The sequence below is a fragment of the Tsuneonella amylolytica genome (assembly GCF_003626915.1).
Taxonomy (GTDB): Bacteria; Pseudomonadota; Alphaproteobacteria; order Sphingomonadales; family Sphingomonadaceae; genus Tsuneonella; species Tsuneonella amylolytica.
The window spans coordinates 2001229-2022387 of record NZ_CP032570.1 but is presented as its reverse complement, the minus strand read 5'-3'; the positions used below and the strand labels follow the sequence as shown (position 1 = coordinate 2022387).

Here is a 21159-nt window from a genome sequence, read left to right as displayed (position 1 = left end):
TCCGCGCGCAACACGCGCCAGCCCTAGGCACCCAGTGGTTAAGATTGCCCTAGTCGCCGCGGTCATGCATGAGGCGCGCCGAACCCGAGGGGAGTATACTGCCGCATGCGCCTGATCCTGACCGCGCTGATCTTCGTCGAAGGCCTGTTCTTCCTGCTGATGGGCGCCAACTTCCTGGTCATGCCGCTGTCCGCCGGGGCGAGCTTCGCGCTGTCGCCCGACGGGCCCGCCGGGCTCGCGGTGCTGCGGGCGGACTTTCCCGCGCTGTTCTTCGTCGGCGGGGCGGCAATGATCTGGGGCGCCTGGCGGCGCAACGGCGAGCTGCTGCTGGTGCCGGCCGCGCTGTTCGGCATCGCCTTCCTCGGCCGCCTGATCAGCGCGGTCGCCGACGGGGCGGAGCCGGGTTTCTGGCTGCCGATGCTGGTGGAAGCGGCCGCGGTCGTGCTGAGCGTAACGGGCAGCCGCGTCCTGCCCCACCGCGGCGTGGGTTCCGCCGTCAGCTGAGCGCGGGACGCTTGGTCGGGCCCTTGCGCGCGGCCGATCGCCACAGGGCGCCGAGGGCTTCCGGCGCGAAGGCTAGCCCGGCGAGGAAAGCCGGCCCGACCAGCGCGCCCCAGTAATAGTTCTCCGGCCGGCCGGCGATCATGAAGGCGACCGCATAGCCGCCGAACAGCAGCGCGCCGGTCGCGCCCGCCCTGCCCCGCCAGCTCGTCCAGCCGACCATCGCCAGCACCACCACCGGGGCCGCGATCCATTGCGGGAGCAGCCGCAGGTTGGTCGTGAGGACGATCTTCGACAACCAACCCGGAAGCCCGCCTAGCGCGATCCACGAGGCCGAGCGCGGATCGGCGGGCGTCGTCGATGCGGCGACGAGCTGGAAGTGCACGGCCAGCCCGGCGACGAATATTGCGACGAGAGCGCCCCACGCCGCCGCCTCGCGCCAGTCGCGGCGCCATGCCGCCATCGCCGCCATCAGTATCACGAACGGCAGCGCCAACTCGCGGATCGCCAGTGCCAGCGCGGCGACGGCGAGTGCCGCCCCCCACCTGCCGCGGTCCGGCCTGTGCAGCGCAAGTGAGAGCGCGAGCAGCATTCCCGCCCAGAACTCGTGCAGCGGAAAGAAGTGGCGATTGAGCCCGAGCGAAAGGCCCACCAGCAGCAGCGCGAAGGCAATGCGCCGCACGCCGGGATCGGCCACCTCTTCGCCCAGCCGCCGCCACCAGGCGAACGCGCATGCGCCCGTGAGCGCGATTGCGGCGGCGAGCAGCCCGGTGGACCCGAGCCATGCCGACAGGTACGCAAGCGTCGGCAGGCGCACCGCGAAGCCCGGGTTGACCGGGTATCCCGCCGCCCGCTGCGCCGGCACGATGAAATCGTAGTATCGCTCGCGCGCGGCGATCCGATCGGCGACCGCCTCGTAAAATTCGAGGTCGGCGTCGCGAGCGGGCTTGGTCGAGGCAGTCGCGTTGCCGGCCCGCGATGCCGCACCGGCTGGCGAATGCGCTTCCTTGAACGGAACGAATGCGGCGGCGAGTATTAGGGCGGCAATCAGCGCGAGGATCGCCCGCGCCGCAAGCGGCGGCAGGCCGGCCAACCGCGAGGCCGCCGTCAGCCGATCAGTCCGCTCGCAATCGATGCCCACGCAGCCAGACCCCCTACCGCAGCCGCGGCGAGGTATCGGGGCCAATGGTTAATTTCGCCTTTCCGCTCCCACATCAGCGGGATGTGCGGCAGCGGCGGCGGCTCGGGCGCGCCGCCCTTGGCGGGGTAGCTGTCCTCGATCCGCCGAACGAGCTCGGGGATGCGGAGCAGCGTCTCGACGTCGGTCTTGAGCCGGTCGGCGATCACCGCCTCGGGCCCCAGTTCGTCGCGGATCCATTCGCGCACGAACGGGGCGGACACGTCCCACATATTGATCGAGGGATCGAGGCTGGTGGCGAGCCCCTCCACCATCACCATCGTCTTTTGCAGCAGCAAGAGATGCGGCTGGGTCGCCATGTCGAAATCGCGGGTGATCGCGAACAGCCCGTCGAGCATCTGTCCGACGCTGAGCTCGCTCACCGGCTTGCCGCGCATCGGTTCGCCCACGGCGCGCAGCGCGGTCGCGAATTCGTCGACCGAATGGTACGCCGGCACATACTGCGCCTCGAAATGGATTTCGGCCACCCGGCGATAGTTGCCGGTGGTGAGGCCGTAGAGGATTTCGGCCAGCCACTGGCGCGCCTGCCGGTCGATCCGCCCCATGATGCCGAAATCGATCGCCACGATCGTCCCGTCGGCGCGCACAAACAGGTTGCCCTGGTGCATGTCGGCATGGAAGAAACCGGCGCTGATCGCCTGGCTGAGGAATGCGAGGACCAGCCGGCGGGCAAGCGCGGGCAGGTCGTGACCCGCCGCCATCAGCGCCGCGCGGTCGGAAATCTTGATGCCGTCGATCCACTCGATCGTCAGCACACGGCCGTTGGTGCGGTCCCAGTCGACCGAGGGGATGCAATACCCGTCGAAGCCCTTCATGGCGTCGGCAAGTTCGGACGCACTGGCCGCCTCGCGCCGCAGGTCGAGCTCGCGGCTGGTCCAGCGCTTGAAGTTCGCGATCGTCAGCCGGGGGCGCAGCCGCGCCGCCTCACCGCCCATCGCCTCGAGATGCGCGGCCGCCCATTCGTAGGTCGCGATGTCGCGCGCCAGCTTCTCGCGAATGCCCGGCCGCTGGACCTTGACCGCGACCGTGCGCCCTTCGGTGGTGACCGCCTTGTAGACCTGCGCGATCGAGGCCGAGCCCACCGGCACCGGGTCGATCTCGGCGAACAGGCTGGATACCGGCGCGTCGAAACTGCGGGCGATCTCCGCCTCGATCGCTTCGAACGGGACAGGCGGCAGGCTATCCTGCAGGGTGAGCAGGTTGTGGGTCGCTTCCTCGCCGACCAAGTCGGGCCGGGTGGCGAGCGACTGGCCGAGCTTGATCGCCGCCGGGCCGATCTCCTGGAACGCGGCGGCATAGTCGGGCGTGCGCGGCTGCACCGTGCCCAGCCGCGCGATCCGCGCCAGCCGCACGACCGGCGCCGGCGTGTTGGGATCGGCCTCGATCCCGCGCAGCGCGCCGTGCCGCGCGAGGCTGCGCCCCCATTTCAGAAGCCGCAGGATATGCGTGGCGGGGCGTGTCACCGCTAGACCTTCCACCCCGAATGGATCGCGACGAGACCGCCCAGGATCGGCTCGACCTTCGTGCGGGCGAAACCGGCTTCGCCGATCATCCGTTCGAATTCGGGCATCGGCGGGAAGCGGCGGATCGATTCGATGAGATAGCGGTAGCTGTCCGCATCGCCCGCGATGGCCTGCCCGATCTTCGGCACCAGCTTGTGCGAATAGGCGTCGTAGACCTCGCGGAAGCCCGGCCATTCGGTGGTCGAGAACTCGAGGCAGAAGAACCTCCCGCCGTAATTCAGCACGCGGTGCGCCTCGCGCAGGGCCTTGGGAATGTCGGTGACGTTGCGGATGCCGAACGCGATCGTGTAGGCGTCGAATACCCTGTCGGGATAGCTCAGCTCTTCCGCGTTCTGCCGGCTCCAGACCAAGCCGTCGATCCCGCGCTCCATCGCCCGCTCGATGCCGACGTCGAGCATTTCCTGGTTGATGTCGGCCACCGTCACGCTCGCGCCCCGGGCCGCCATGCGAAAGGCGATGTCGCCCGTGCCGCCGGCCATGTCGAGCACCGCCTCGCCCGCGCGCGGCTTCACCGCGCGCACGAACCGGTCCTTCCACAACCGGTGCATCCCGACGCTCATCGCGTCGTTCATGACGTCGTACTTGGCCGCCACGCCCGAGAACACCGCGCCCACCCGGCGCGTCTTCTCCTCGGGGGGGACCTCTTCGTAACCGAAGGAAACCGTTTCGCGTGCGTCTTGGCTCATGCGCGGGGCATTAGGGGGGAATTGCCGCGCTAGCAAAGGATGATAGAGCCCGGCCCATGCCCGAGCTTCCCGAAGTCGAAACCACCGTGCGCGGCCTCGCCGCCTTTCTCGACGGCGAGCGGATCGAGCGGGTGGCGGTGAACCGCCCCGACATGCGCCGCCCGTTTCCCGAAGGCCTGGTCCAGCGGCTGACCGGCGCGCGGGTGACCGGGCTCGGCCGGCGGGCGAAATACGGCCTCGTCCATACCGACCGCGACACCACGCTCGTCTTCCACCTCGGCATGAGCGGCCGCTGGCGGATCGACCCCGCCGAAATCGAGAAGCACGACCACCTGGTGCTCGAGACCGCCGGGCACCGCTTCGCCCTCAACGACGCGCGGCGATTCGGTTCGGTCGATCTCGTCGACACGGCCGCGCTGGACGAATGGCCGGCGTTCGCCGCGCTCGGTCCCGAACCGCTCGGACCCGGCCTTACCGGCCTTCACCTCCAGAGAGCGTTCGCGGGACGGAAACAGGCCATCAAGCTGCTTCTGCTCGACCAGGCCATCGTTGCGGGCCTCGGCAACATATACGTGTGCGAGGCGCTGTGGCGCGCCGGGATCGACCCGCGCAAGGCGGCCGGCAAGGTCACCCGCGGCCGGCTCGACCGGCTGGTGCCCGAGATCGTGGCCGTGCTCGAACAATCGATCGGCGACGGCGGATCGACCTTGCGCGACTACGCCCGCCCCGATGGCCAGCTCGGGTATTTCGCCACCCGCTTCGCCGTCTACGGGCGCGAGGGCGCGGCCTGCCTGCGCGAGGACGGCGGCACCGTGCGGCGCATCGTGCAGGGCGGGCGCAGCACGTGGTTCTGCCCGCGCTGCCAGCGCTAGGCCACCCGCCCGCACCGGAGCGGCCCGTTTCGCTTGACGGAATCGGGCACCCCCGCTAGGGGCGCGCCTTTCCCGGCGGGTCCGCCCGTCGCGACGCATCACGCACACCAGATTTCACGGCCGCACCGGGCGGCCCGACCGAGGACAGACATGGCCAATACGCCGCAAGCCAAGAAGCGCATCATCCGCAACGCCAACCGCGCCCAGATCAACGGCGCGCGCATGAGCCGCATTCGCTCGTTCCTGAAGAAGGTCGAAACCGCGATCGAAGGCGGCGACAAGACGGCGGCGACCGACGCGCTGAAGGCAGCGCAGCCCGAACTGGCCCGCGGCGTCGCCCGCGGCGTGCTTCACAAGAACACCGCCAGCCGCAAGATGAGCCGCCTGTCGAAGCGCGTCGGCGCGCTCTGATTCGGCGCTTCCGATTCGCCGCCGCGGCTTCGCGGGCGGACGATCGAAGAACAAAAAAGGACGACGCCGGTGCAGCGATGCGCCGGCGTTTTTCTTTGCCTGCGGACCCGGTGGGGCGACTCACGGAAAACCCGCGATTCGCAGAACCGTAACACGGTGCTAACCAAGCGATTCCAGTACCTTGAACGCAAGTCTGCGGGGTAGGCCGAGTCAACAGGCTTTATTTCGCTTTTTTTGCGCCGCCGCCCTTGCCAGTCGCCCGGCGCTGTTGAAAAGAACGGCTGTCGCCCGGGGCGGGACAGCCCGGGCTTCTACATCACTGGATCGCTTTCACGGGCCCCGAATCATGGGATCTTCGGGGCGGGAAAGACGTGTCCAACGGACGGCCGGGGACGACGGGATTCGCCCCGATCGGCCATGACGAACCGGACGGGGGTGGACGGACATGAACGACAACAACGGCGGCCCCAATGCCGCCCGCAGGAAGGCTGGCGTAGAGGGCATGGAAGATCTGGAAGCAGTCAACCTGGCCGCCGACTGGGCGGATATCAGCCAGGGGCTGCGCAAGGATCTGGGCCACCAGCTCCACAGCCAGTGGATCAAGCCGATCCAGGTCGGCGGTTTCGCCGAGAATACCGGCACGCTCGAACTCTACCTGCCAACCGAATTCAGCGCCAACTGGGTCAACGATCGCTTCCACGACCGGCTTTCGCTCGCCTGGAAGATCGCCCGCAGCGAGATTCGCAATCTCGAGATCAAGGTCCACCCGGGCCGCCGCCGCCTGCCCGAGCTGAGCTTCGGCGAAGGGCGCCGCGCGGCCAACGACGGCGGCGATCCGGCGATGATCTCCCACCCCGCAAGCTCGATCGGCGAGCGCGGGTTCACATCCTCGGTCGGCCTCGACCCCTCGCTCACCTTTGCGGCCTTCGTCACCGGCGAAGCGAACGTGCTGGCCTGCAACGCCGCGCAGCGCATGTCGGCGACCGAAACGCCGCAGTTCAGCCCGCTCTACCTCAAGGCCGCGACCGGCCAGGGCAAGACGCACCTGCTCCACGCGATCGGCCACGCCTATCTCTCGGCCCACCCGCGCGCGCGGATCTTCTACTGCAGCGCCGAGCGCTTCATGGTGGAATTCGTCCAGGCGCTGAAGTCGAACCAGACGATCGAGTTCAAGGCCCGCCTGCGCAGCTTCGACCTGCTGCTGGTCGACGACATCCAGTTCATCATCGGCAAGGCATCGGCGCAAGAGGAACTGCTCTACACGATCGATGCGCTGCTGAACGAGGGCAAGCGGCTGGTCTTCGCCGCCGACCGCGCCCCGCAGGCGCTGGACGGGGTCGAACCCCGTCTCCTGTCGCGGCTCAGCATGGGTCTCGTCGCCGACATCCAGGCGGCCGACATCGAGCTGAGGAAATCCATCCTCCAGTCGAAGCTCACCCGTTTCGCCCCGCTGGAAGTGCCCGAGGACGTCGTCGATTTCCTCGCCCGCACCATCACCCGCAACGTGCGCGAACTGGTGGGCGGCCTGAACAAGCTGATCGCCTACGCGCAGCTCACGGGGCAGGAGGTCAGCCTCCAGCTCGCCGAGGAACAGCTTACCGACATCCTGTCGGCCAACCGCCGCCGGATTACCATCGACGAGATCCAGCGCACCGTCTGCCAGTTCTACCGCATCGACCGGTCGGAAATGGCGAGCAAGCGCCGCGCCCGCGCCGTCGTGCGCCCGCGGCAGGTGGCGATGTACCTGTCCAAGGTGCTCACCCCGCGCAGCTATCCCGAGATCGGCCGCAAGTTCGGCGGGCGCGACCATTCGACCGTCATCCACGCGGTGCGCCTGATCGAGGACCTGCGCCAGCGCGATGCCGACATGGACGGCGACGTGCGGAGCCTGCTGCGCCAGCTGGAGAGCTGACGCTTTCCACTCCAGTTCCACCGCCAATCGACAGGGCTGCGCACAGCCCTGTCGACAGCATGCCCACGGGCTGCCAACAGCTTGTCCATGGACTCGTCCCGCCCCGCTGCGCCCGCCGCCCCTAACGGCCCGGTGCCGGCCCCGCTGCCCGCCACGCTCGCCGAAACCTACTGGCAGGCGGCCTGGCGGGGGATTAAGGGCCAGTGCCCGCGTTGCGGCGAGGCGAAACTGTTCGCCAAATGGCTGAAGCCGGTCGAGCGCTGCCCCGCCTGCGGCCAGGACTGGACCCACGCGCGGGCCGACGACATCCCGGCCTATGTCGCGATCCTCGTCGTCGGGCACCTGCTGGCCCCGCTCATCATCCTGCTCGCCGGCGATCTCGAGATGTCGGCGTTCGCCACCGCGGCGATCATCCTGCCGCTGGCGACCGTGATAATCGTAGGCGGGCTGCAACCGACGAAGGGCGCCGTCATCGCGCTGCAGTGGTGGCTCGGCATGATGGGCTTCAAGCGCGAACGGCGCAGCGCCGCCGAATGACCGGCGCCGCTTTCCCGGCCGACCTCGACGAGGCGCGCCTCGACCGCTTCGCGCGCCACATCGTCCTGCCCGAAATCGGCGGCACGGGGCAGGTAGCGCTGGCCCGGGCGCACGTGGTGATCGTGGGCCTGGGCGGCATCGGCAGCCCCGCGCTCCAGTACCTCGCGGGCGCGGGGGTCGGCCGCCTGACGCTGATCGACGACGGCAAGGTGGAACTGTCGAACCTCCAGCGCCAGACGCTCTACGCCGCGCGCGACGTAGGTCACGGCAAGGCGGTCGGGGCGCGGCGCTGGCTGGCGAACTTCGACGACCAGCTGGCAGTCGAACTCATCGACCGCCGGATCGACCGCGAGAACGCCGCCGCCGCCATCGCGGGTGCGACCCTCGTGCTCGACGGCACCGACAATTTCACCACCCGTCTCGCCGTATCCGACGCCTGCGTCGCTTCCGGCGTGCCGCTGCTCTCGGCCGCGGTCGGGCGCTTCCAGGGGCAGGTCGGCGCGTTCGCCGGGCATCTGCCCGAACACGCCTGCTACCGCTGCTTCGTCGGCGATGCGTTTGATGCGGAGGACTGCGATACCTGCGCCGACGACGGCATGCTGGGCGCGATGGCCGGCTGGACCGGCGCCTTCGCCGCGCTGCAAGCCGTGCGCGTGCTGGTCGCCCCCCAGATGGGCGAGCCGCAATGGGGCACGCTCCACACGCTCGACGGCCTCGCCCCCGGAATGCGCAGCTTCCGCATCGCGAAGGACCCGCGGTGCGGCGGGTGTGGGGGCGGCGGTTAACGACCCCATTGCAGACATTCCAGACAGGCGCCATTGCTTGAACATGATAGTCCGTGGCCAAACACTGCTAGCTTTCCGCCTAACGGTCGGCGTAATAGCTCTGTTCTTGAGCAGTTGCGCTGATGCACAGCAGGAGGTGGCAGGGCACCGCTATCTGGTGCCGAAGGCGAATCTCATCCCGCTGCCGAAGTCCGACATCGAGGGATTTCTAATCATCATGAACCCGGAAGCCGAATTGCGCCAGCAGCGTAGTATGTTGGTGCAGGACCGGGAGGCCGTGTGCGCACGAGCGAATGGTCGAGGGTATGTTTCCCGAACGGTTTGCGGTTCACAGGATGTGGAATGGAGGGGCAGTGGGTGGCGCAAGACCGGCAATGAAACATTTTGGAACTACAGCCCGGATACACCCTCCGCCCCCGATGCACCCTTTGTCGGCTGCTATAAGATGGAGATCGAAGGACATCCGGGACTTTGCAAGGCAAACCTAGCCTTGGCAAGCTGCTGCTCACTATCAGCTTAAATGATGATGAGCTTGATGCACTTGAGTTGACCTACGAACGAGCGGTGTCAATGCTCCGCTCATGGGAAGTCTAGCAGTGCCCACTTCCCACCTCGAAAGCCGACGAAAACCATTTTCCTACACGCCCCGCCCTGCGCTAGCCTCGTGTTGGCTCTTTGACCGTGTGAACTTCGCTTTCTCGCAAGCCCCGCCCTCCGGCGGGGTTTTCGCGTTCTGGCGCGCCTCTATGGACGAGTTGTTCGGTGGGCAGCGCATGTACTTCATCAATTTGCATTTCCTGCAAGCATTTCCTCCACCCACGCCGGGACCAGTTCGCTCGCCGGCCCCAGCCGGGTCTCGTCGAACCAGCCCGAACCGTGGCTGCGCTCGAGATTGAGTTCGAGCGTCCGCGCCCTCAGGCTTCGCGCATCGCGGACGAACCCGGCGGCGGGATAGACCGCCCCGCTCGTGCCGATGCTGACGAACAGGTGCGCGTCCCGCATCGCGGCGTAGATCTCCTCCATGCGGTAGGGCATTTCGCCGAACCAGACGACGTCGGGCCGCAGGGCCGCCTCGCCGCATCCGGGGCATGCGGGCCGGTCGATCAGCGGCCCGGTCCAGCGGGAGCGTTCGTCGCATGCGGTGCACCAGGCGTTGAGATGTTCGCCGTGCATGTGCAGCACCCGCCGCCCTCCGGCGCGCTCGTGCAGGTCGTCGACGTTTTGGGTGACGATGAGCAGGTCGCCCGGCCATTCCCTGTCGAGTTTCGCCAGCGCGAAATGCGCGGGGTTCGGTTGCTTCTCCTGGATCGCCGCGCGCCGCATGTCGTAGAAGCGCAGCACCAGTTCGGGATCGCGCGCGAACGCTTCCGGAGTGGCGACGTCCTCCACCCGGTGCTGCTCCCACAGCCCGCCGCCACCCCGGAATGTGTCGATGCCGCTCTCGGCGCTGATCCCGGCCCCGGTGAGGATGACGATGTTGCGGATGGCGTTCATGTCGCGCATGAAGCAGCCAGGTGGGGTCTTACACAATGGCACGTATCGGAATCATCGGTAGCGAAGGGCGCATGGGCCATGCTTTGGCGCGCGCTATCGAGGCAGCCGGACACGACAATGCCGGCGGGGTCGACCAGGGCGGCAACGCCGCGAACCTCGCCGAGGCGAGCGACGTGCTGGTCGATTTCAGCGTCCCCGCCGCGCTCGAAGGCAACCTCCACGCGGCCATCGGTGCGGGTAGACCGATCCTCGTCGGCACCACGGGGCTGGAGGAACGACACCACGCCGCCATCGATTCGGCCGCGCTGGCGATCCCCGTGCTCCAGACGGGCAACACCTCGCTGGGCGTCACCCTCCTCGCCCATCTGGTGCGCGAGGCGGCGGCGAAGCTCGGGCCCGAGTGGGACATCGAGATCGTCGAGATGCACCACCGCATGAAGGTCGACGCGCCGAGCGGCACGGCGCTCCTGCTAGGCGAAGCGGCGGCGGCGGGACGCGGGATCGCGCTTACCGACAATGCCGAACGCGGGCGCGACGGTGTCACCGGTGCACGCGCGCAAGGTGCGATCGGTTTCGCGAGCCTGCGCGGCGGGACGGTGGCCGGCGACCACAGCGTGATCCTGGCCGGGGAGCACGAGCGGCTGACCCTCTCGCATGTGGCCGAGGATCGCTCGATCTTCGCCGCCGGCGCAGTGCGCGGCGCGGCCTGGCTGATCGGACGCGGCGCGGGTCGCTACTCGATGCCGCAGGTGCTGGGGCTTTGACGCCGTTGCCATGACGAAGGACCAGATTTTTGAGTTCTTCCGTCGCCTTGCCGAAGACAACCCCGCCCCCGAAACCGAACTCGAATACGGCAACGCCTACCAGTTGGTGGTCGCCGTCGCGCTGTCGGCGCAGGCGACCGACGTCGGCGTCAACAAGGCGACCCGGGCATTGTTTGCGAAGGTGGAAACGCCGCAGCAGATGCTCGACCTCGGCGAGGAAGGGCTCAAGGACCACATCAAGACGATCGGCCTGTTCAATTCGAAGGCGAAGAACGTCATCGCCTTGAGCCGGCTGCTGGTCGACGAATTCGGCGGCGATGTACCCGGTACCCGCGACGACCTCGTCCGCTTGCCGGGCGTCGGGCGCAAGACCGCCAACGTCGTGCTCAACTGCTGGTTCGGGCAGGAAGCCTTCGCGGTCGACACGCACATCTTTCGTGTCGGCAATCGCACCGGCCTTGCCAAGGGCAAGACGCCCGAAGCGGTCGAGGCCAAGCTGGAACGCCGCGTCCCCGCCCCCTTCCGACTAGGCGCGCACCACTGGCTGATCCTCCACGGCCGCTACGTGTGCAAGGCACGCACACCCGAGTGCTGGCGGTGCCCGGTGGTGGACCTGTGCAGCTATCGCAAGAAAGTGCTGGAGAAGCCCCGCAATCGCTAGCGGGGCGCTAGACGTCGTGGGCGCTCGCCAGTTCGCGCTTGTCGAGTTCGCCCAGCATGCTGGCGGTGGTGACAGTCACGGTGGCGTCGCCGGTCACGTTGGTGGCGGTGCGCATCATGTCCATGATCCGATCCACCCCGGCGACGAAGGCTATCGTCTCCAGCGGCACGCCCACCGCGGTAAATACCGCGCCCATCATCACCAGCCCGCCGCCAGGGATCCCCGCAGCGCCGATCGAGCCGATCGTCGCCAGCAGCGCGATGGTGAAATAGTCCGCCCAGGACAGGTCCACCCCGAACAGCTGCGCGCCGAACAGCGTGACGAGGCCGAGGTACATCGCCGTCCCGTCCATGTTGATGGTGGAACCCAGCGACACGACGAAGCTGGACGTCGGCTTGCTGACCCCGAGATTGCGCTGGGTGCAGCGCAGGGTGACCGGCAAGGTCGCCGACGAACTGGCGGTGGAATAGGCGACCGCGATCGCGTCGATCATGCCGCGGAAGAAACCCGCTACCGATACCTTCGCCGCGGCCGCGAGGATGCCGACGTACATCACCCCGATGATGAGGAAGCACCCGGCGTAGTTCAGCGCCACCAGCTTCCCGAGCGCGACCACCGCAGGGATGCCGAGCGTGCCGACGACCCATGCCATCAGCGCGAAGACGCCGAACGGGGTCAGTTCCATCACCAGGATCGTGATCTTCTGGAAGATCAGCGCGCCGCCATCGAACGCCCGCGCGATCATGGCCGCGCCATGGACGCCGCTGTCGGTCTCGGCTTCGTCGTCGTCGGGCACGTCGCCGCGAGCGAGCAGGATGCCGACGCCGACCAGCAGGCTGAAAACGATCAGCGGCAGCACCTGGACGTCGGCCATGACGCCCACCGGGCTCACCGGGATCATGCTGCGAAGCATCGCGCGCCAGTCGAACGCGGCGGGTTCGGGGATGTCGCCCATCTGGAGGCCCGAGGCGTCCACCCCGATGCCGGGTTGCACCAGAGTGCCGAGCGTCAGCCCGAGGATCACCGCCACCTGTCCGGTGGCGACGAACAGCAGAATCGCCCGCCAGCCTACACTGCCGAGCCGCCCGAGATTGCCGATGGAAGCGACGCCGGAGACCACGCTGAAGAAGATCAGCGGCACGATCAGCATCTTGATGAAGTCGATGAACACGTCGCCGACGATCTTGACGCTCTCGGCACCCGGACCCCAGATGTAGCCGGTCAGCCCGCCGAGGATCAGCGCCCCGATGACCCGCTGCCACAACGGAATCCCGAACCAGAAACGCACGCGCCAGCTCCCCTCGTCGCGCCTGCCGCGCGGACTTTCGAGGGGGAGGCTAGCGGCCCGGGCCGCCGATGGCCACCGTCAGGCGGGCTTTTCGAAGTTCGACGGGTCGAGATCGAGGCCGCGCTTGCCGTCGGCGGCGGTGTGCGCCGGCGCTTCGGGATGGGGGACGAACTCGGGTTCCTCGACCTCGAGCATCCCCTCCCACTTCGTGATCACCGACGTCGCCACCGCGTTGCCGACGACGTTCGTCGCAGTGCGACCCATGTCGAGGAACTGGTCGATCGCCAGGATGATCGCCACACCTTCCACCGGCAGGCCGAACATCGCCAGCGTGCCGGTGATGACGACGAGGCTGGCGCGCGGCACGGCGGCGATGCCCTTTGACGAGATCATCAGCGTCAGCAGGATCATGATCTGCGTGCCGATACTGAGGTCGATCCCGTAAGCCTGCGCGATGAAGATCGTCGCGAAGCTCATGTACATCATGCTGCCGTCGAGATTGAAGCTGTAGCCGAGCGGCAGCATAAAGCCCGAGATACGCCGGGGCACGCCGAACCGATCGAGCTGTTCGAACAGCTTGGGCAGCGCCGCCTCGCTCGACGCGGTGGAGAACGCGATCATCATAGGCTGGCGGATGTAGCGGATCAGCGTCCAGATCCGGCTACCGAGGAAGACCGCGCCGATGCCGAGAAGGATGATCCACAGGATCGCCAAGCTGAAGTAGAACTCGAGCAGCAGTTCGACATAGGTGCCGAGGATGCCGAGCCCGCTCTTCGCCACGACATTGGCGAGCGCGGCGAACACCGCGATGGGCGCGTAGCGCATGACGTAGCCGGTCACCTGCAGCATCATTTCGGCCAGCGCATCGGCGCCGCGTACGAGCGCTTCGCCCCGCTTGCCGATGGCGGACAATGCAACGCCCGCGAAGATCGAGAAGACGAGGATCTGCAGGATGTTGTTCGTGGCTAGCGCCTCGAAGGCGTTCTTGGGGAAGATCGACAGGATGAACTCGGTCGCCTTCAATTCCTTGACTTCGCCCAGCGCGGCGGTCGCTTCGGCCACGTCGGGGATCGGCGCGCCGACGCCGGGCTGGAAGATGTTGACCATCAGCAATCCGAGCCCGATCGAAATCAGGCTGGCGGTGATGAACCATGTCAGGCTGCGCACGCCGATGCGGCCCAGCGCGCTGCTGTCGCCCATGTTGGCGATGCCCACGACGATGGTGGACAGCACGAGCGGCGCGACCAGCATCTTGATGAGGTTGAGGAAGATGTCGCTCAGCAGCTTGAGCCACGGGGCGACGCTTTCGGTCACCACCTCGGGCGCAAGCGTTACGTTGAGCACCTGTCCCACGATCACGCCCAGCACCATGCCGACGAGAATCCAGAGCGTCAGCTTGCGGTCCATCGTGGGTCCCTCCCCGCTATTTCGATTGCGCCGATTATCAGCGGCCCGGGGGCGCGGCAATCAGGCTTGCAGCGCGGCGCGAGCAATCCGTGCATAAATGCGCGCCAGGGTATCGAGGTCGGCTATGGCCACCGCCTCGTCGGTCTTGTGCATCGTCGCATTGACGAGGCCGAACTCGATGACCGGGGCGATGTCCTTGAGGAAGCGCGCATCGCTCGTGCCGCCCGTGGTCGACAGCTCCGGCGACACATTGGTTTCGGCCCGCACGGCGTCCGCGATTATCGCGGAAAAGTCGCCGGGCGGGGTGAGGAAAGCCTCGCCGCTGACGACTGCGCGGGCGCTCCCGCCGTGCTTTTCGGCGATGGCGTCCACTTTGGCCACCAGCGCGGCTCCGGTGTGCGTGTCGTTGAACCGGATGGAGATTCGCGCACTCGCCCTGGCCGGGATGACGTTGTGCGCCGGGTTGCCAACCTCGAGATCGGTCACCTCCAGGTTCGAAGGCTGGAACCAGTCGGTCCCCCCGTCGAGGTGAAGTGCCTTCAGTTCCGCGAGCATCGCGACCAGTTTGGTGATCGGATTGTCGGCGAGGTGCGGGTAGGCGACGTGACCTTGCGTCCCCTCCACCGTCAGCCAGATGTTGACCGACCCGCGCCGCCCGATCTTGGCCATGTCGCCGAGCCGGTTCACCGAGGTGGGTTCGCCGACGAGGATCAGGTCGGGGATGTCTCCGCGCTCCTTCATCCGCTCGATCAGCGCGCGGGTGCCGTGGAGCGCGGGCCCTTCTTCGTCGCCGGTGATGACAAAGCTCAGCGTACCGGCGTCCGCGGGTAGGTTTTCCGCCGCCGCGGCCATGGCCGCGATCGCGCCCTTCATGTCGACCGCCCCGCGACCATAGAGCAGGTCGCCGCGCCGTTCGGGCAGGAATGGCGCGCTGGCCCAGCCTTCCCCCGGCGGGACGACATCGAGATGCCCGGCGAACGCGAAGTGCCGCGCGCGCGGCGGGCCGCGCCGGATAGCAAACAGGTTCTCGACCGCGGCGGCCCCCTCGCCCGCCAGGAACCGGTCGATCTCGAAACCGAGCGGGGCGAGAATCCGCTCCAGCGCGTCGAACACCAGCCCCCGCGCCGGCGTGACGCTGGGGCAGGCGATCAGCGCTTCGGCGTGATCGAGGGCGCGGCTCACCGGCGGTCACCGCGATCGGGCTGCGGCAGCGGGCCCGGCGCAAAGGCGATATCGAGGTAGTCGGCGATGCGGATGCCGGCCTGCTGGATGCGCCGTGCCGCGATGGGAACCGCGGCCACGATGGCTTCCTGCGTCAGCGTGGCGCTGTCCGAGGGGGGCGCGCTGCCGAAGGCGTTGGGATAGACGAAGTTCTTCGCCAGGTCGTGGCTCTCCCGGCCCCAGTCGGCCGGCCCGCCGCCGGCCAGTGCCGCCCGCTCGGCTGCGGTGTAGCGGCGTACCAGCGGAGGGGTCGCCGACGTGATCGCGCGTTCGGCGAGCGCGCCGTCCCAGATCGAATGGAGGTTCAGGCCCGGAACGATGCCGTACTGCGTGACGACGTCGTTGCCACCCTTGTCGTCGTTGTCGCCCGAATGGAGTGGCATATGGATGTCGCCCGCGAAGTGCACCATGAACGCCAGCGCTTCCACCCGCACGCTGGCAGGCAGGCTCTCGTCGGCAAGGATGCGCTGGTTGCGTTCGACCTGCGCCGAAACGCACGCACCGCTGCTGCAGTTTTTGCGCGCGTCGTAGGGCTGGGCGATCGGTTCGGTCTGGTAGTGCCAGGGAAAGGTATAGGCCCAGCGCCACGGATCGCGGCGGATGCAATCGGGCCAGGTGGCCGCCTGCGCCAGCGTCGTAACCGGGCAATCGGGTGTCCCGAGTTCGCGGCTCTGCGCGAGCAGCCGGGCGATGCCTGCGCGCGTCCGCGGCGAGACGTTCGCCATGGCGATGTTCGCGGTCGTCTGGTGCCCGTAGTAACCCCACGCAGCCGCGGACCCCGGCTGCAGCAGCGCGAGCGCTGCGGCGAAGATGCCGATCAGCCGGCCGCCGGTACGCTGTCCCATTGTTCGATTACCCATTGCTCGTTCTCGGCGGCCGCGATCCATGCCTGCATCCATTCGTGTTCCCACATGGCCTCCATATAGGCCTGCGCGAAACCGGGCACGCCGATTCCGTAAGTGAGGAAGCGGCTGACGACCGGGGCGTAGAAGATGTCGGCCGCGCCGAACGTGCCGAACAGGAACGGCCCGCCTCGCCCGAACCGGGCGCGGGCCTCGGCCCAGAGCTGGAGGATGCGTACGATGTCGGCCTTCGCATCGTCGCCGATCCGGACCCCTTCGTGGCGCATGCGCACGTTCATCGGGCATTGGCGGCGCAGCGGCAGGTAACCGGAATGCATTTCCGCGACCATCGCCCGGGCCATGCCGCGGGGCGTGTCGTCCTTCGGCCAGAAACGGTCGCGCCCGACCCGGTCGGCGAGATACTCGAGGATGGCGAGGCTGTCCCAAATCACCGTGTCGCCGTCCCACAGGATCGGCACCTTGCCGTGGCTGGGCTGGATCTCGCCCATGTCGCGCTTCATCTCGTCCCACTCGTCGCCGTAGAGCGGAACGGTCAGTTCCTCGAACGAGAGGCCCGACTGCTTGCACGCGAGCCACCCTCGCAGCGACCAGCTCGAATAATTCCTGTTGCCGACGATCAGCTTCATCTGGCTACCCTGTTGCCCGCCTCCGGGCGCCCTAGGCATTCACCGGGCGGGTGTCGAGGCTGAACGCCTTGCGCGCGGGCGCCGCGGCGCTAGTCAGGAGCGATGACGCTGCGCCCGTTCCACCTCGCCTTCCCCGTCCGCGACCTTGCCGAAGCGCGCGCCTTCTACGGCGGCGTCCTCGGCTGTGCGGAAGGGCGGAGCAGCGACGAATGGATCGACTTCGACTTCATGGGCCACCAGATCGTCGCGCACCTCGCGCCGACCGCGCACAACGGGGATGCGGCGGTCAACCATGTCGACGGGCATGGCGTACCTGTACCGCATTTCGGCGTTGTCCTGACGCTCGAGGACTTTGGCGCGCTTGCGGAACGGATGCGCGCTGCCGGAACGCATTTCGAAATCGAGCCCTACACCCGCTTTGCTGGCGAACCGGGCGAACAGCGCACGATGTTCTTTCGCGACCCCAGCGGCAATGCGATCGAGATGAAGGCCTTCGCCAGTCTCGACGCCCTGTTCGCCACCTGAGCCCGGTCGCGTTTACCCGAAATAAACCTTCATAATCCGATGGTTGGGGAACACGGAGAAACCCTTACGCATTCGAAGGGCAATCACCGCAAAATGGGGTCGCATCCATGCTCGCAACCACTCCGCAACAGGCGGCGCCGGAACTCAGGCCGTCTCTTGACGAGCTCGTCGGACGCCGCCGCTCGACACGTCATCCGGTCGACATCAGCGCGCGATTCCTCGATTCCGAAGCCGACATTCGCGCCCATATCGAGGATATCTCGGCGACGGGTGCATGCTTTCGCCTGATGCGCCCGCGCCGCCTTATCGCGGGTCGGCTGTCGTGGCTCGGCTTCGAAATCTACGGCGAGATCGTGTGGCAGACCGAAGACCGCTGCGGCATGCATTTCGCCGACCGGCTGGATGCCGCCTGCATGCGCGCGACCCTCGATTTCGCCGACCGGATGGCGCGGGAAGGGGGAGACCGCTATCACCGGCTTGCCCATGCTTGGACGCACGGACGGGGCGACTACTGAGCGCCGAACTCAGCTTTCGGCGTCGGCGAGCACCGCGGCGCGCAGTTCGGCGATACCCATGCCCTTCTCGCTCGAAGTCACGCTGATTTCGGGATAGGCGGCAACGTGCTTGCGCGCTTCGGCCTCGGTCGCGGCCGTCACCGCGGCGAGCTCGCTCGCCTTGATCTTGTCGGCCTTGGTCAGGACCAGCCGGTAGCCGACGGCCGCCTCGTCGAGCATCTTCATCATCTCGCGATCGACGTCCTTGGGCCCGTGGCGGCTGTCGATCAGCACCAGCGTTCGTTTCAGCACCGCCCGCCCGCGCAGGAAATCGCGCACCAGCATCTTCCACCGTTCGACGACCTTCACCGGCGCCTTGGCGAAACCGTAGCCGGGCATGTCCACCAGCCGGATGGCGAGCGGCTCGCCGACGTCGAAGAAGTTCAGTTCCTGCGTACGCCCCGGCGTGACCGAGGCGCGCGCCAGGCTCTTGCGATTGGTGAGGGCGTTGAGGAGCGAGCTTTTGCCCACGTTCGACCGTCCGGCAAACGCGATCTCGGGCACCTCGGGCTCGGGCAGGAACTTGAGCTGGGGCGCCGACAGCAGGAACTCGACGCGGCCGGTCAACAGCTTGCGGGCGCGTTCGGCGAGTTCCTCCCGCTCGGCCTGATCGACCTCGCTCATTTCGCCGCGCTCACTTGGCGGCCTTCGCCTCGCCGGCGGCGGCGCGTTCCTTGTCTTCCTTGTCCTTGATCGCCTGCGCGCGCAGCTGCGGATGCTTGGAATAGAGGTAGCTCTGCTGCGCCAGCGTCAGCAGGTTCGAGGTGATCCAGTAGATCAGCAGGCCGGCCGCGAAGGGGGCCATCACGAACATCAGGATCCACGGCATGATCGCGAACATCTTTGCCTGGATCGGGTCCGACGCCGGCGGATTGAGGCGGAACGTCAGCCACATCGAGATACCGAGCAGGACCGCCAGCGGACCGATCGCCAGAAAACTGGGAGGCGTGAACGGCAGCAGGCCGAACAGGTTGAGGATATGCAGCGGATCGGGCGCCGACAGGTCGTTGATCCACAGCGCGAACGGCTTGTGGCGCATGTCGATCGAGATCATCAGCACCTTGTACAAGCCGAAGAAGATTGGGATCTGCAGCAGGATCGGCAGGCAGCCCGCGAGCGGGTTCACGCCCTCGCTCTTGTAGAGCGCCATGATCTCCTGCTGCTGTTTCTGCCGGTCGTCCTTGTAGCGGTCCTGCAGCGCCTTCATCTTGGGCTGGATCGCCCGCATTGCCGCCATGCTGGCGAACTGTTTCTGCGCGATGGGGAACATCGCCCCGCGCACGACGAACGTGAGGAGGATGATCGCGAGGCCGAAGTTGCCGACGAGATCATAGAGCTTGGCGAGCAGCCAGTGGATCGGCTTCTCGATGACGCCGAACCAGCCCCAGTCGATCGCGTTCTGGAACCCCGGTACGCCGGCGGCCTCGTAACCGCCCAGCACGTCGGCATCCTTGGCGCCTGCGAAGAGTTGTGTGGTGCGGGAAATCTGTCGGCCGTTCGGAACGGTCACAGGGTCGTAGATAGCGTCCGCACGAACCAGATCGCCGCCCATAGACCGAAAATCCGCGTCAACCCGCGTGCGAGACTGCGGAATGATTGCCGACAGCCAATAGATGTCGGTGAAGCCCAGCCAACGGGCGCGGCCCTCGGGCGTCACCCGCCCTGTTTCGGCGACGTCGTCGTAGTCGGTGCCGAAATCGACCCCGTCGCCGAAATAGCCGATGGGGCCCGAATGCAGTGTAAAGGTGCTGGCGCTTGCCGTCGCGCTGGTGCGGCTGACGGTGGCGAACGGGCGCACGACGACGGGCCGGCCCGATGCGTTGGCGACCGTCTGCTTGGCCGTGATCATGTATTCGCTGTCGATCGACAGTTCGATCGTGAAGACCTGGCCCGAACCGTTGGCCCAGCGCAGGGTGACCGGCGTGCCGGGGGCGAGCGGTCCGCCGGTCGCCTGCCACACGGTCTGCGCGGTCGGAACCTTCACGCCCTCGCCCACCCAGCCGAACTGCGCGAAGTGCTGCGCCGGAGTTCCCGCCGGGCTGAACAGACGCACCGGGCCGGACGACTTGTCGACCGTTTCGCGGTGGGTCTTCAGCGTCAGGTCGTCGATCCGCGCGCCGACGAGGTCGATTGATCCTGCCAGTTCGGGTGCATCGATGCGCACCCGCTCGGGGCTTTTCAGAACGGTGGCGAGGTCGCGCTTCTCGAGCGCCACCATCGCCGGATCGGTCAGTCCGCCCTCGCGAGTGCGGACCACCTTCTTCCCGTCAGCGGTGGTCGCCACCGGAGCTGTCGCGGTATCGCGGCGAACTTCCTCGACCGGCTGCGGATAAATCCGCTGCATGGCGAAATCCCACCCGAAGAGGAGCAAGCCGCACAGCACCACGGCGAGGAGAAGATTGCGCTGGTTGTCCAAGAAAGGCGTTCCCGTATCCTGTTGGGGTATGTCGTCAGGGCACCGGATCGTAGCCGTGCCCGCCCCAGGGGTGGCAGCGCATTATACGCTTCGCCGCGATCCATCCACCCTTGATTGCCCCGTGCTTCTCCAGCGCCTCGATCGCATAGGCGGAACAGGATGGGGCATAGCGGCATGACGGAGGCAGGATGCGGCTGGGGCCCAATTGCCATGCGCGAGCGACGAGGATGAGGATTTGCTTCACCGGGCGGGCCTGCGGCGGCGGGGCGGATCGCCCTCGCCGGCGGCCGCGCGCGCGAGCGCTTCGGCGAGTTCGGCGCGCATCTTCGCGAAATCGCGCCCAACCCCGCCTTCGCGGCCGATAAGCACGTGGTCGGTATCGGGTAGTCCTTCGCCGGGCAGTGCCGCGCGCAGCAGTTCGCGAAAGCGCCGCTTCATCCGGTTGCGCACGACCGCGTTGCCGATCTTCTTGGTCACGGTGATGCCGAACCGCTTGCCGCGCCCGCCGTTGGGCTGCGCGAGCAGGACGAACCCGGGCCGTGCCACGCGGAGCCCGCGATTCGCCGCGAGGAAATCGGGCCGCTTGCGGATGGTGGAAACGGTCATGCAAAGGCGATATAGGCGACTAATACACCCGATGGAAGGGCCGCCGATGCGAGGCTTTGACGCCGGGCACGAAAACGGGCTCCCGACGAGGGAGCCCGAAGGGGCGTCGGCTGGTTAGGCCGATGCCAAACACCGCAGAGGCAGCCGCCGGCGCCCGAGGCGCCAGAAGGTTAGGCGCAGAGCTTCTTGCGGCCGCGAGCGCGGCGGGCGCGCAGGACCTTGCGACCGCCCGGGGTCGCCTTGCGCGCGAAGAAACCGTGGCGACGGGCGCGCACGAGATTGCTGGGCTGGAAAGTCCGCTTCATCGGA

24 protein-coding genes are annotated in these 21159 nt (G+C 67.5%); 10 read left to right on the top strand and 14 right to left on the bottom strand.

All coding sequences use genetic code 11. The features are described from left to right. The first annotated feature begins 105 nt into the window (after nt 1-105). Nucleotides 106-504, top strand: coding sequence for a DUF4345 family protein (locus tag D4766_RS09910; protein ID WP_120717314.1), 399 nt, complete (start codon nt 106-108; stop codon nt 502-504). Here the strand turns inward: D4766_RS09910 and D4766_RS09905 are convergent. The 3 genes from D4766_RS09905 to D4766_RS09895 are packed head-to-tail and all read right to left on the bottom strand — an operon-like array spanning nt 497 to nt 3908. Beyond that, complete coding sequence (locus tag D4766_RS09905) at nt 497-1642, bottom strand: hypothetical protein (protein ID WP_234024769.1); 1146 nt, start codon at nt 1640-1642, stop codon at nt 497-499. The two genes, D4766_RS09910 and D4766_RS09905, sit on opposite strands and share 8 nt — an antisense overlap. Beyond that, entirely contained in the window at nt 1609-3162 is a 1554-nt protein-coding gene (ubiB, locus tag D4766_RS09900; RefSeq protein WP_120717313.1) for a 2-polyprenylphenol 6-hydroxylase, read from the bottom strand. The genes D4766_RS09905 and ubiB overlap by 34 nt, the downstream gene beginning before the upstream one ends. Before the next feature lie 2 nt (nt 3163-3164). Further along, nucleotides 3165-3908, bottom strand: a complete 744-nt coding sequence (locus D4766_RS09895; RefSeq protein WP_120717312.1) for a class I SAM-dependent methyltransferase — start codon at nt 3906-3908, stop codon at nt 3165-3167. Between the two features lie 56 nt (nt 3909-3964). On the opposite strand from D4766_RS09895, the gene mutM reads away from it, so the two are divergent. The 5 genes from mutM (at nt 3965) to D4766_RS09870 (ending at nt 8425) form a co-directional block, all read left to right on the top strand. After that, entirely contained in the window at nt 3965-4780 is an 816-nt protein-coding gene (mutM, locus tag D4766_RS09890; RefSeq protein ID WP_120717311.1) for a bifunctional DNA-formamidopyrimidine glycosylase/DNA-(apurinic or apyrimidinic site) lyase, read from the top strand. Between the two features lie 150 nt (nt 4781-4930). Next, entirely contained in the window at nt 4931-5191 is a 261-nt protein-coding gene (gene rpsT, locus D4766_RS09885; RefSeq protein WP_120717310.1) for a 30S ribosomal protein S20, read from the top strand. A gap of 445 nt (nt 5192-5636) precedes the next feature. Continuing rightward, on the top strand, nt 5637-7103 hold the full coding sequence (gene dnaA / locus D4766_RS09880) for a chromosomal replication initiator protein DnaA (protein ID WP_120717309.1): 1467 nt from the start codon (nt 5637-5639) through the stop codon (nt 7101-7103). Between the two features lie 87 nt (nt 7104-7190). After that, nucleotides 7191-7640 carry a DUF983 domain-containing protein gene (locus tag D4766_RS09875; RefSeq protein ID WP_120717308.1) on the top strand — a complete coding sequence of 150 codons (450 nt, stop codon included), beginning with the start codon at nt 7191-7193 and terminating at the stop codon, nt 7638-7640. Beyond that, nucleotides 7637-8425 (top strand): HesA/MoeB/ThiF family protein, encoded by a 789-nt coding sequence (locus D4766_RS09870; RefSeq protein ID WP_120717307.1) that lies wholly within the window; start codon nt 7637-7639, stop codon nt 8423-8425. The genes D4766_RS09875 and D4766_RS09870 overlap by 4 nt, the downstream gene beginning before the upstream one ends. A 783-nt stretch (nt 8426-9208) precedes the next feature. Here the strand turns inward: D4766_RS09870 and D4766_RS09865 are convergent. After that, nucleotides 9209-9919, bottom strand: a complete 711-nt coding sequence (locus D4766_RS09865; RefSeq protein ID WP_120718165.1) for an NAD-dependent deacylase — start codon at nt 9917-9919, stop codon at nt 9209-9211. Between the two features lie 35 nt (nt 9920-9954). On the opposite strand from D4766_RS09865, the gene dapB reads away from it, so the two are divergent. Both dapB and nth read left to right on the top strand, forming a co-directional pair. After that, nucleotides 9955-10683 (top strand): 4-hydroxy-tetrahydrodipicolinate reductase, encoded by a 729-nt coding sequence (dapB, locus tag D4766_RS09860; RefSeq protein WP_120717306.1) that lies wholly within the window; start codon nt 9955-9957, stop codon nt 10681-10683. Nucleotides 10684-10693: 10 nt separating this feature from the next. Next, the gene (gene nth, locus D4766_RS09855; protein WP_120717305.1) at nt 10694-11344 is read left to right on the top strand and encodes an endonuclease III; all 651 of its coding nucleotides are present in this window, start codon (nt 10694-10696) and stop codon (nt 11342-11344) included. A gap of 7 nt (nt 11345-11351) precedes the next feature. Here nth and D4766_RS09850 read toward each other — a convergent pair whose 3' ends face one another. The 5 genes from D4766_RS09850 to D4766_RS09830 form a co-directional block, all read right to left on the bottom strand. Beyond that, complete coding sequence (locus tag D4766_RS09850; RefSeq protein WP_120717304.1) at nt 11352-12632, bottom strand: dicarboxylate/amino acid:cation symporter; 1281 nt, start codon at nt 12630-12632, stop codon at nt 11352-11354. A 78-nt stretch (nt 12633-12710) separates the two neighbouring features. Continuing rightward, nucleotides 12711-14039, bottom strand: coding sequence for a dicarboxylate/amino acid:cation symporter (locus tag D4766_RS09845; protein ID WP_120717303.1), 1329 nt, complete (start codon nt 14037-14039; stop codon nt 12711-12713). 60 nt (nt 14040-14099) lie between these two features. After that, nucleotides 14100-15221, bottom strand: a complete 1122-nt coding sequence (gene dapE / locus D4766_RS09840; RefSeq protein ID WP_120717302.1) for a succinyl-diaminopimelate desuccinylase — start codon at nt 15219-15221, stop codon at nt 14100-14102. Beyond that, nucleotides 15218-16105 carry a S1/P1 nuclease gene (locus D4766_RS09835; RefSeq protein ID WP_120717301.1) on the bottom strand — a complete coding sequence of 296 codons (888 nt, stop codon included), beginning with the start codon at nt 16103-16105 and terminating at the stop codon, nt 15218-15220. The genes dapE and D4766_RS09835 overlap by 4 nt, the downstream gene beginning before the upstream one ends. After that, entirely contained in the window at nt 16078-16749 is a 672-nt protein-coding gene (locus D4766_RS09830) for a glutathione S-transferase family protein (RefSeq protein ID WP_120717300.1), read from the bottom strand. Before D4766_RS09830 ends, D4766_RS09835 begins: the two co-directional genes overlap by 28 nt. A 102-nt stretch (nt 16750-16851) precedes the next feature. On the opposite strand from D4766_RS09830, the gene D4766_RS09825 reads away from it, so the two are divergent. Next, entirely contained in the window at nt 16852-17274 is a 423-nt protein-coding gene (locus D4766_RS09825) for a VOC family protein (protein WP_120717299.1), read from the top strand. A 107-nt stretch (nt 17275-17381) separates the two neighbouring features. Continuing rightward, nucleotides 17382-17789 carry a PilZ domain-containing protein gene (locus D4766_RS09820; protein WP_120717298.1) on the top strand — a complete coding sequence of 136 codons (408 nt, stop codon included), beginning with the start codon at nt 17382-17384 and terminating at the stop codon, nt 17787-17789. Between the two features lie 9 nt (nt 17790-17798). On the opposite strand, the gene yihA is transcribed toward D4766_RS09820, so the two are convergent. From yihA to rpmH, 5 genes are all read right to left on the bottom strand, one after another. Beyond that, nucleotides 17799-18452: a ribosome biogenesis GTP-binding protein YihA/YsxC gene (gene yihA, locus D4766_RS09815; RefSeq protein WP_120717297.1), complete on the bottom strand. Its 654-nt coding sequence runs from the start codon at nt 18450-18452 to the stop codon at nt 17799-17801. A gap of 10 nt (nt 18453-18462) precedes the next feature. After that, nucleotides 18463-20244: a membrane protein insertase YidC gene (yidC, locus tag D4766_RS09810; RefSeq protein ID WP_120717296.1), complete on the bottom strand. Its 1782-nt coding sequence runs from the start codon at nt 20242-20244 to the stop codon at nt 18463-18465. Nucleotides 20245-20278: 34 nt separating this feature from the next. Next, nucleotides 20279-20488 carry a membrane protein insertion efficiency factor YidD gene (gene yidD / locus D4766_RS09805; protein ID WP_120717295.1) on the bottom strand — a complete coding sequence of 70 codons (210 nt, stop codon included), beginning with the start codon at nt 20486-20488 and terminating at the stop codon, nt 20279-20281. Beyond that, nucleotides 20485-20850: a ribonuclease P protein component gene (gene rnpA, locus D4766_RS09800; RefSeq protein WP_120717294.1), complete on the bottom strand. Its 366-nt coding sequence runs from the start codon at nt 20848-20850 to the stop codon at nt 20485-20487. The genes yidD and rnpA overlap by 4 nt, the downstream gene beginning before the upstream one ends. Nucleotides 20851-21020: 170 nt before the next feature. Beyond that, nucleotides 21021-21155, bottom strand: coding sequence for a 50S ribosomal protein L34 (gene rpmH, locus D4766_RS09795; RefSeq protein WP_057884309.1), 135 nt, complete (start codon nt 21153-21155; stop codon nt 21021-21023). Between the last annotated feature and the right edge of the window lie 4 nt (nt 21156-21159).

Bases quoted from the DNA above. Each gene is read 5' to 3' on its own strand.
- mutM (WP_120717311.1), top strand. From the start codon at position 3,965: ATGCCCGAGCTTCCCGAAGTCGAAACCACCGTGCGCGGCCTCGCCGCC.
- D4766_RS09910 (WP_120717314.1), top strand. From the start codon at position 106: ATGCGCCTGATCCTGACCGCGCTGATCTTCGTCGAAGGCCTGTTCTTC.
- D4766_RS09830 (WP_120717300.1), bottom strand. From the start codon at position 16,749: ATGAAGCTGATCGTCGGCAACAGGAATTATTCGAGCTGGTCGCTGCGA.
- dnaA (WP_120717309.1), top strand. From the start codon at position 5,637: ATGAACGACAACAACGGCGGCCCCAATGCCGCCCGCAGGAAGGCTGGC.
- D4766_RS09835 (WP_120717301.1), bottom strand. From the start codon at position 16,105: ATGGGACAGCGTACCGGCGGCCGGCTGATCGGCATCTTCGCCGCAGCG.
- dapB (WP_120717306.1), top strand. From the start codon at position 9,955: ATGGCACGTATCGGAATCATCGGTAGCGAAGGGCGCATGGGCCATGCT.
- rnpA (WP_120717294.1), bottom strand. From the start codon at position 20,850: ATGACCGTTTCCACCATCCGCAAGCGGCCCGATTTCCTCGCGGCGAAT.
- yihA (WP_120717297.1), bottom strand. From the start codon at position 18,452: ATGAGCGAGGTCGATCAGGCCGAGCGGGAGGAACTCGCCGAACGCGCC.
- rpsT (WP_120717310.1), top strand. From the start codon at position 4,931: ATGGCCAATACGCCGCAAGCCAAGAAGCGCATCATCCGCAACGCCAAC.
- rpmH (WP_057884309.1), bottom strand. From the start codon at position 21,155: ATGAAGCGGACTTTCCAGCCCAGCAATCTCGTGCGCGCCCGTCGCCAC.
- D4766_RS09865 (WP_120718165.1), bottom strand. From the start codon at position 9,919: ATGAACGCCATCCGCAACATCGTCATCCTCACCGGGGCCGGGATCAGC.
- nth (WP_120717305.1), top strand. From the start codon at position 10,694: ATGACGAAGGACCAGATTTTTGAGTTCTTCCGTCGCCTTGCCGAAGAC.
- D4766_RS09875 (WP_120717308.1), top strand. From the start codon at position 7,191: ATGGACTCGTCCCGCCCCGCTGCGCCCGCCGCCCCTAACGGCCCGGTG.
- D4766_RS09895 (WP_120717312.1), bottom strand. From the start codon at position 3,908: ATGAGCCAAGACGCACGCGAAACGGTTTCCTTCGGTTACGAAGAGGTC.
- D4766_RS09845 (WP_120717303.1), bottom strand. From the start codon at position 14,039: ATGGACCGCAAGCTGACGCTCTGGATTCTCGTCGGCATGGTGCTGGGC.
- D4766_RS09820 (WP_120717298.1), top strand. From the start codon at position 17,382: ATGCTCGCAACCACTCCGCAACAGGCGGCGCCGGAACTCAGGCCGTCT.
- D4766_RS09870 (WP_120717307.1), top strand. From the start codon at position 7,637: ATGACCGGCGCCGCTTTCCCGGCCGACCTCGACGAGGCGCGCCTCGAC.
- D4766_RS09825 (WP_120717299.1), top strand. From the start codon at position 16,852: ATGACGCTGCGCCCGTTCCACCTCGCCTTCCCCGTCCGCGACCTTGCC.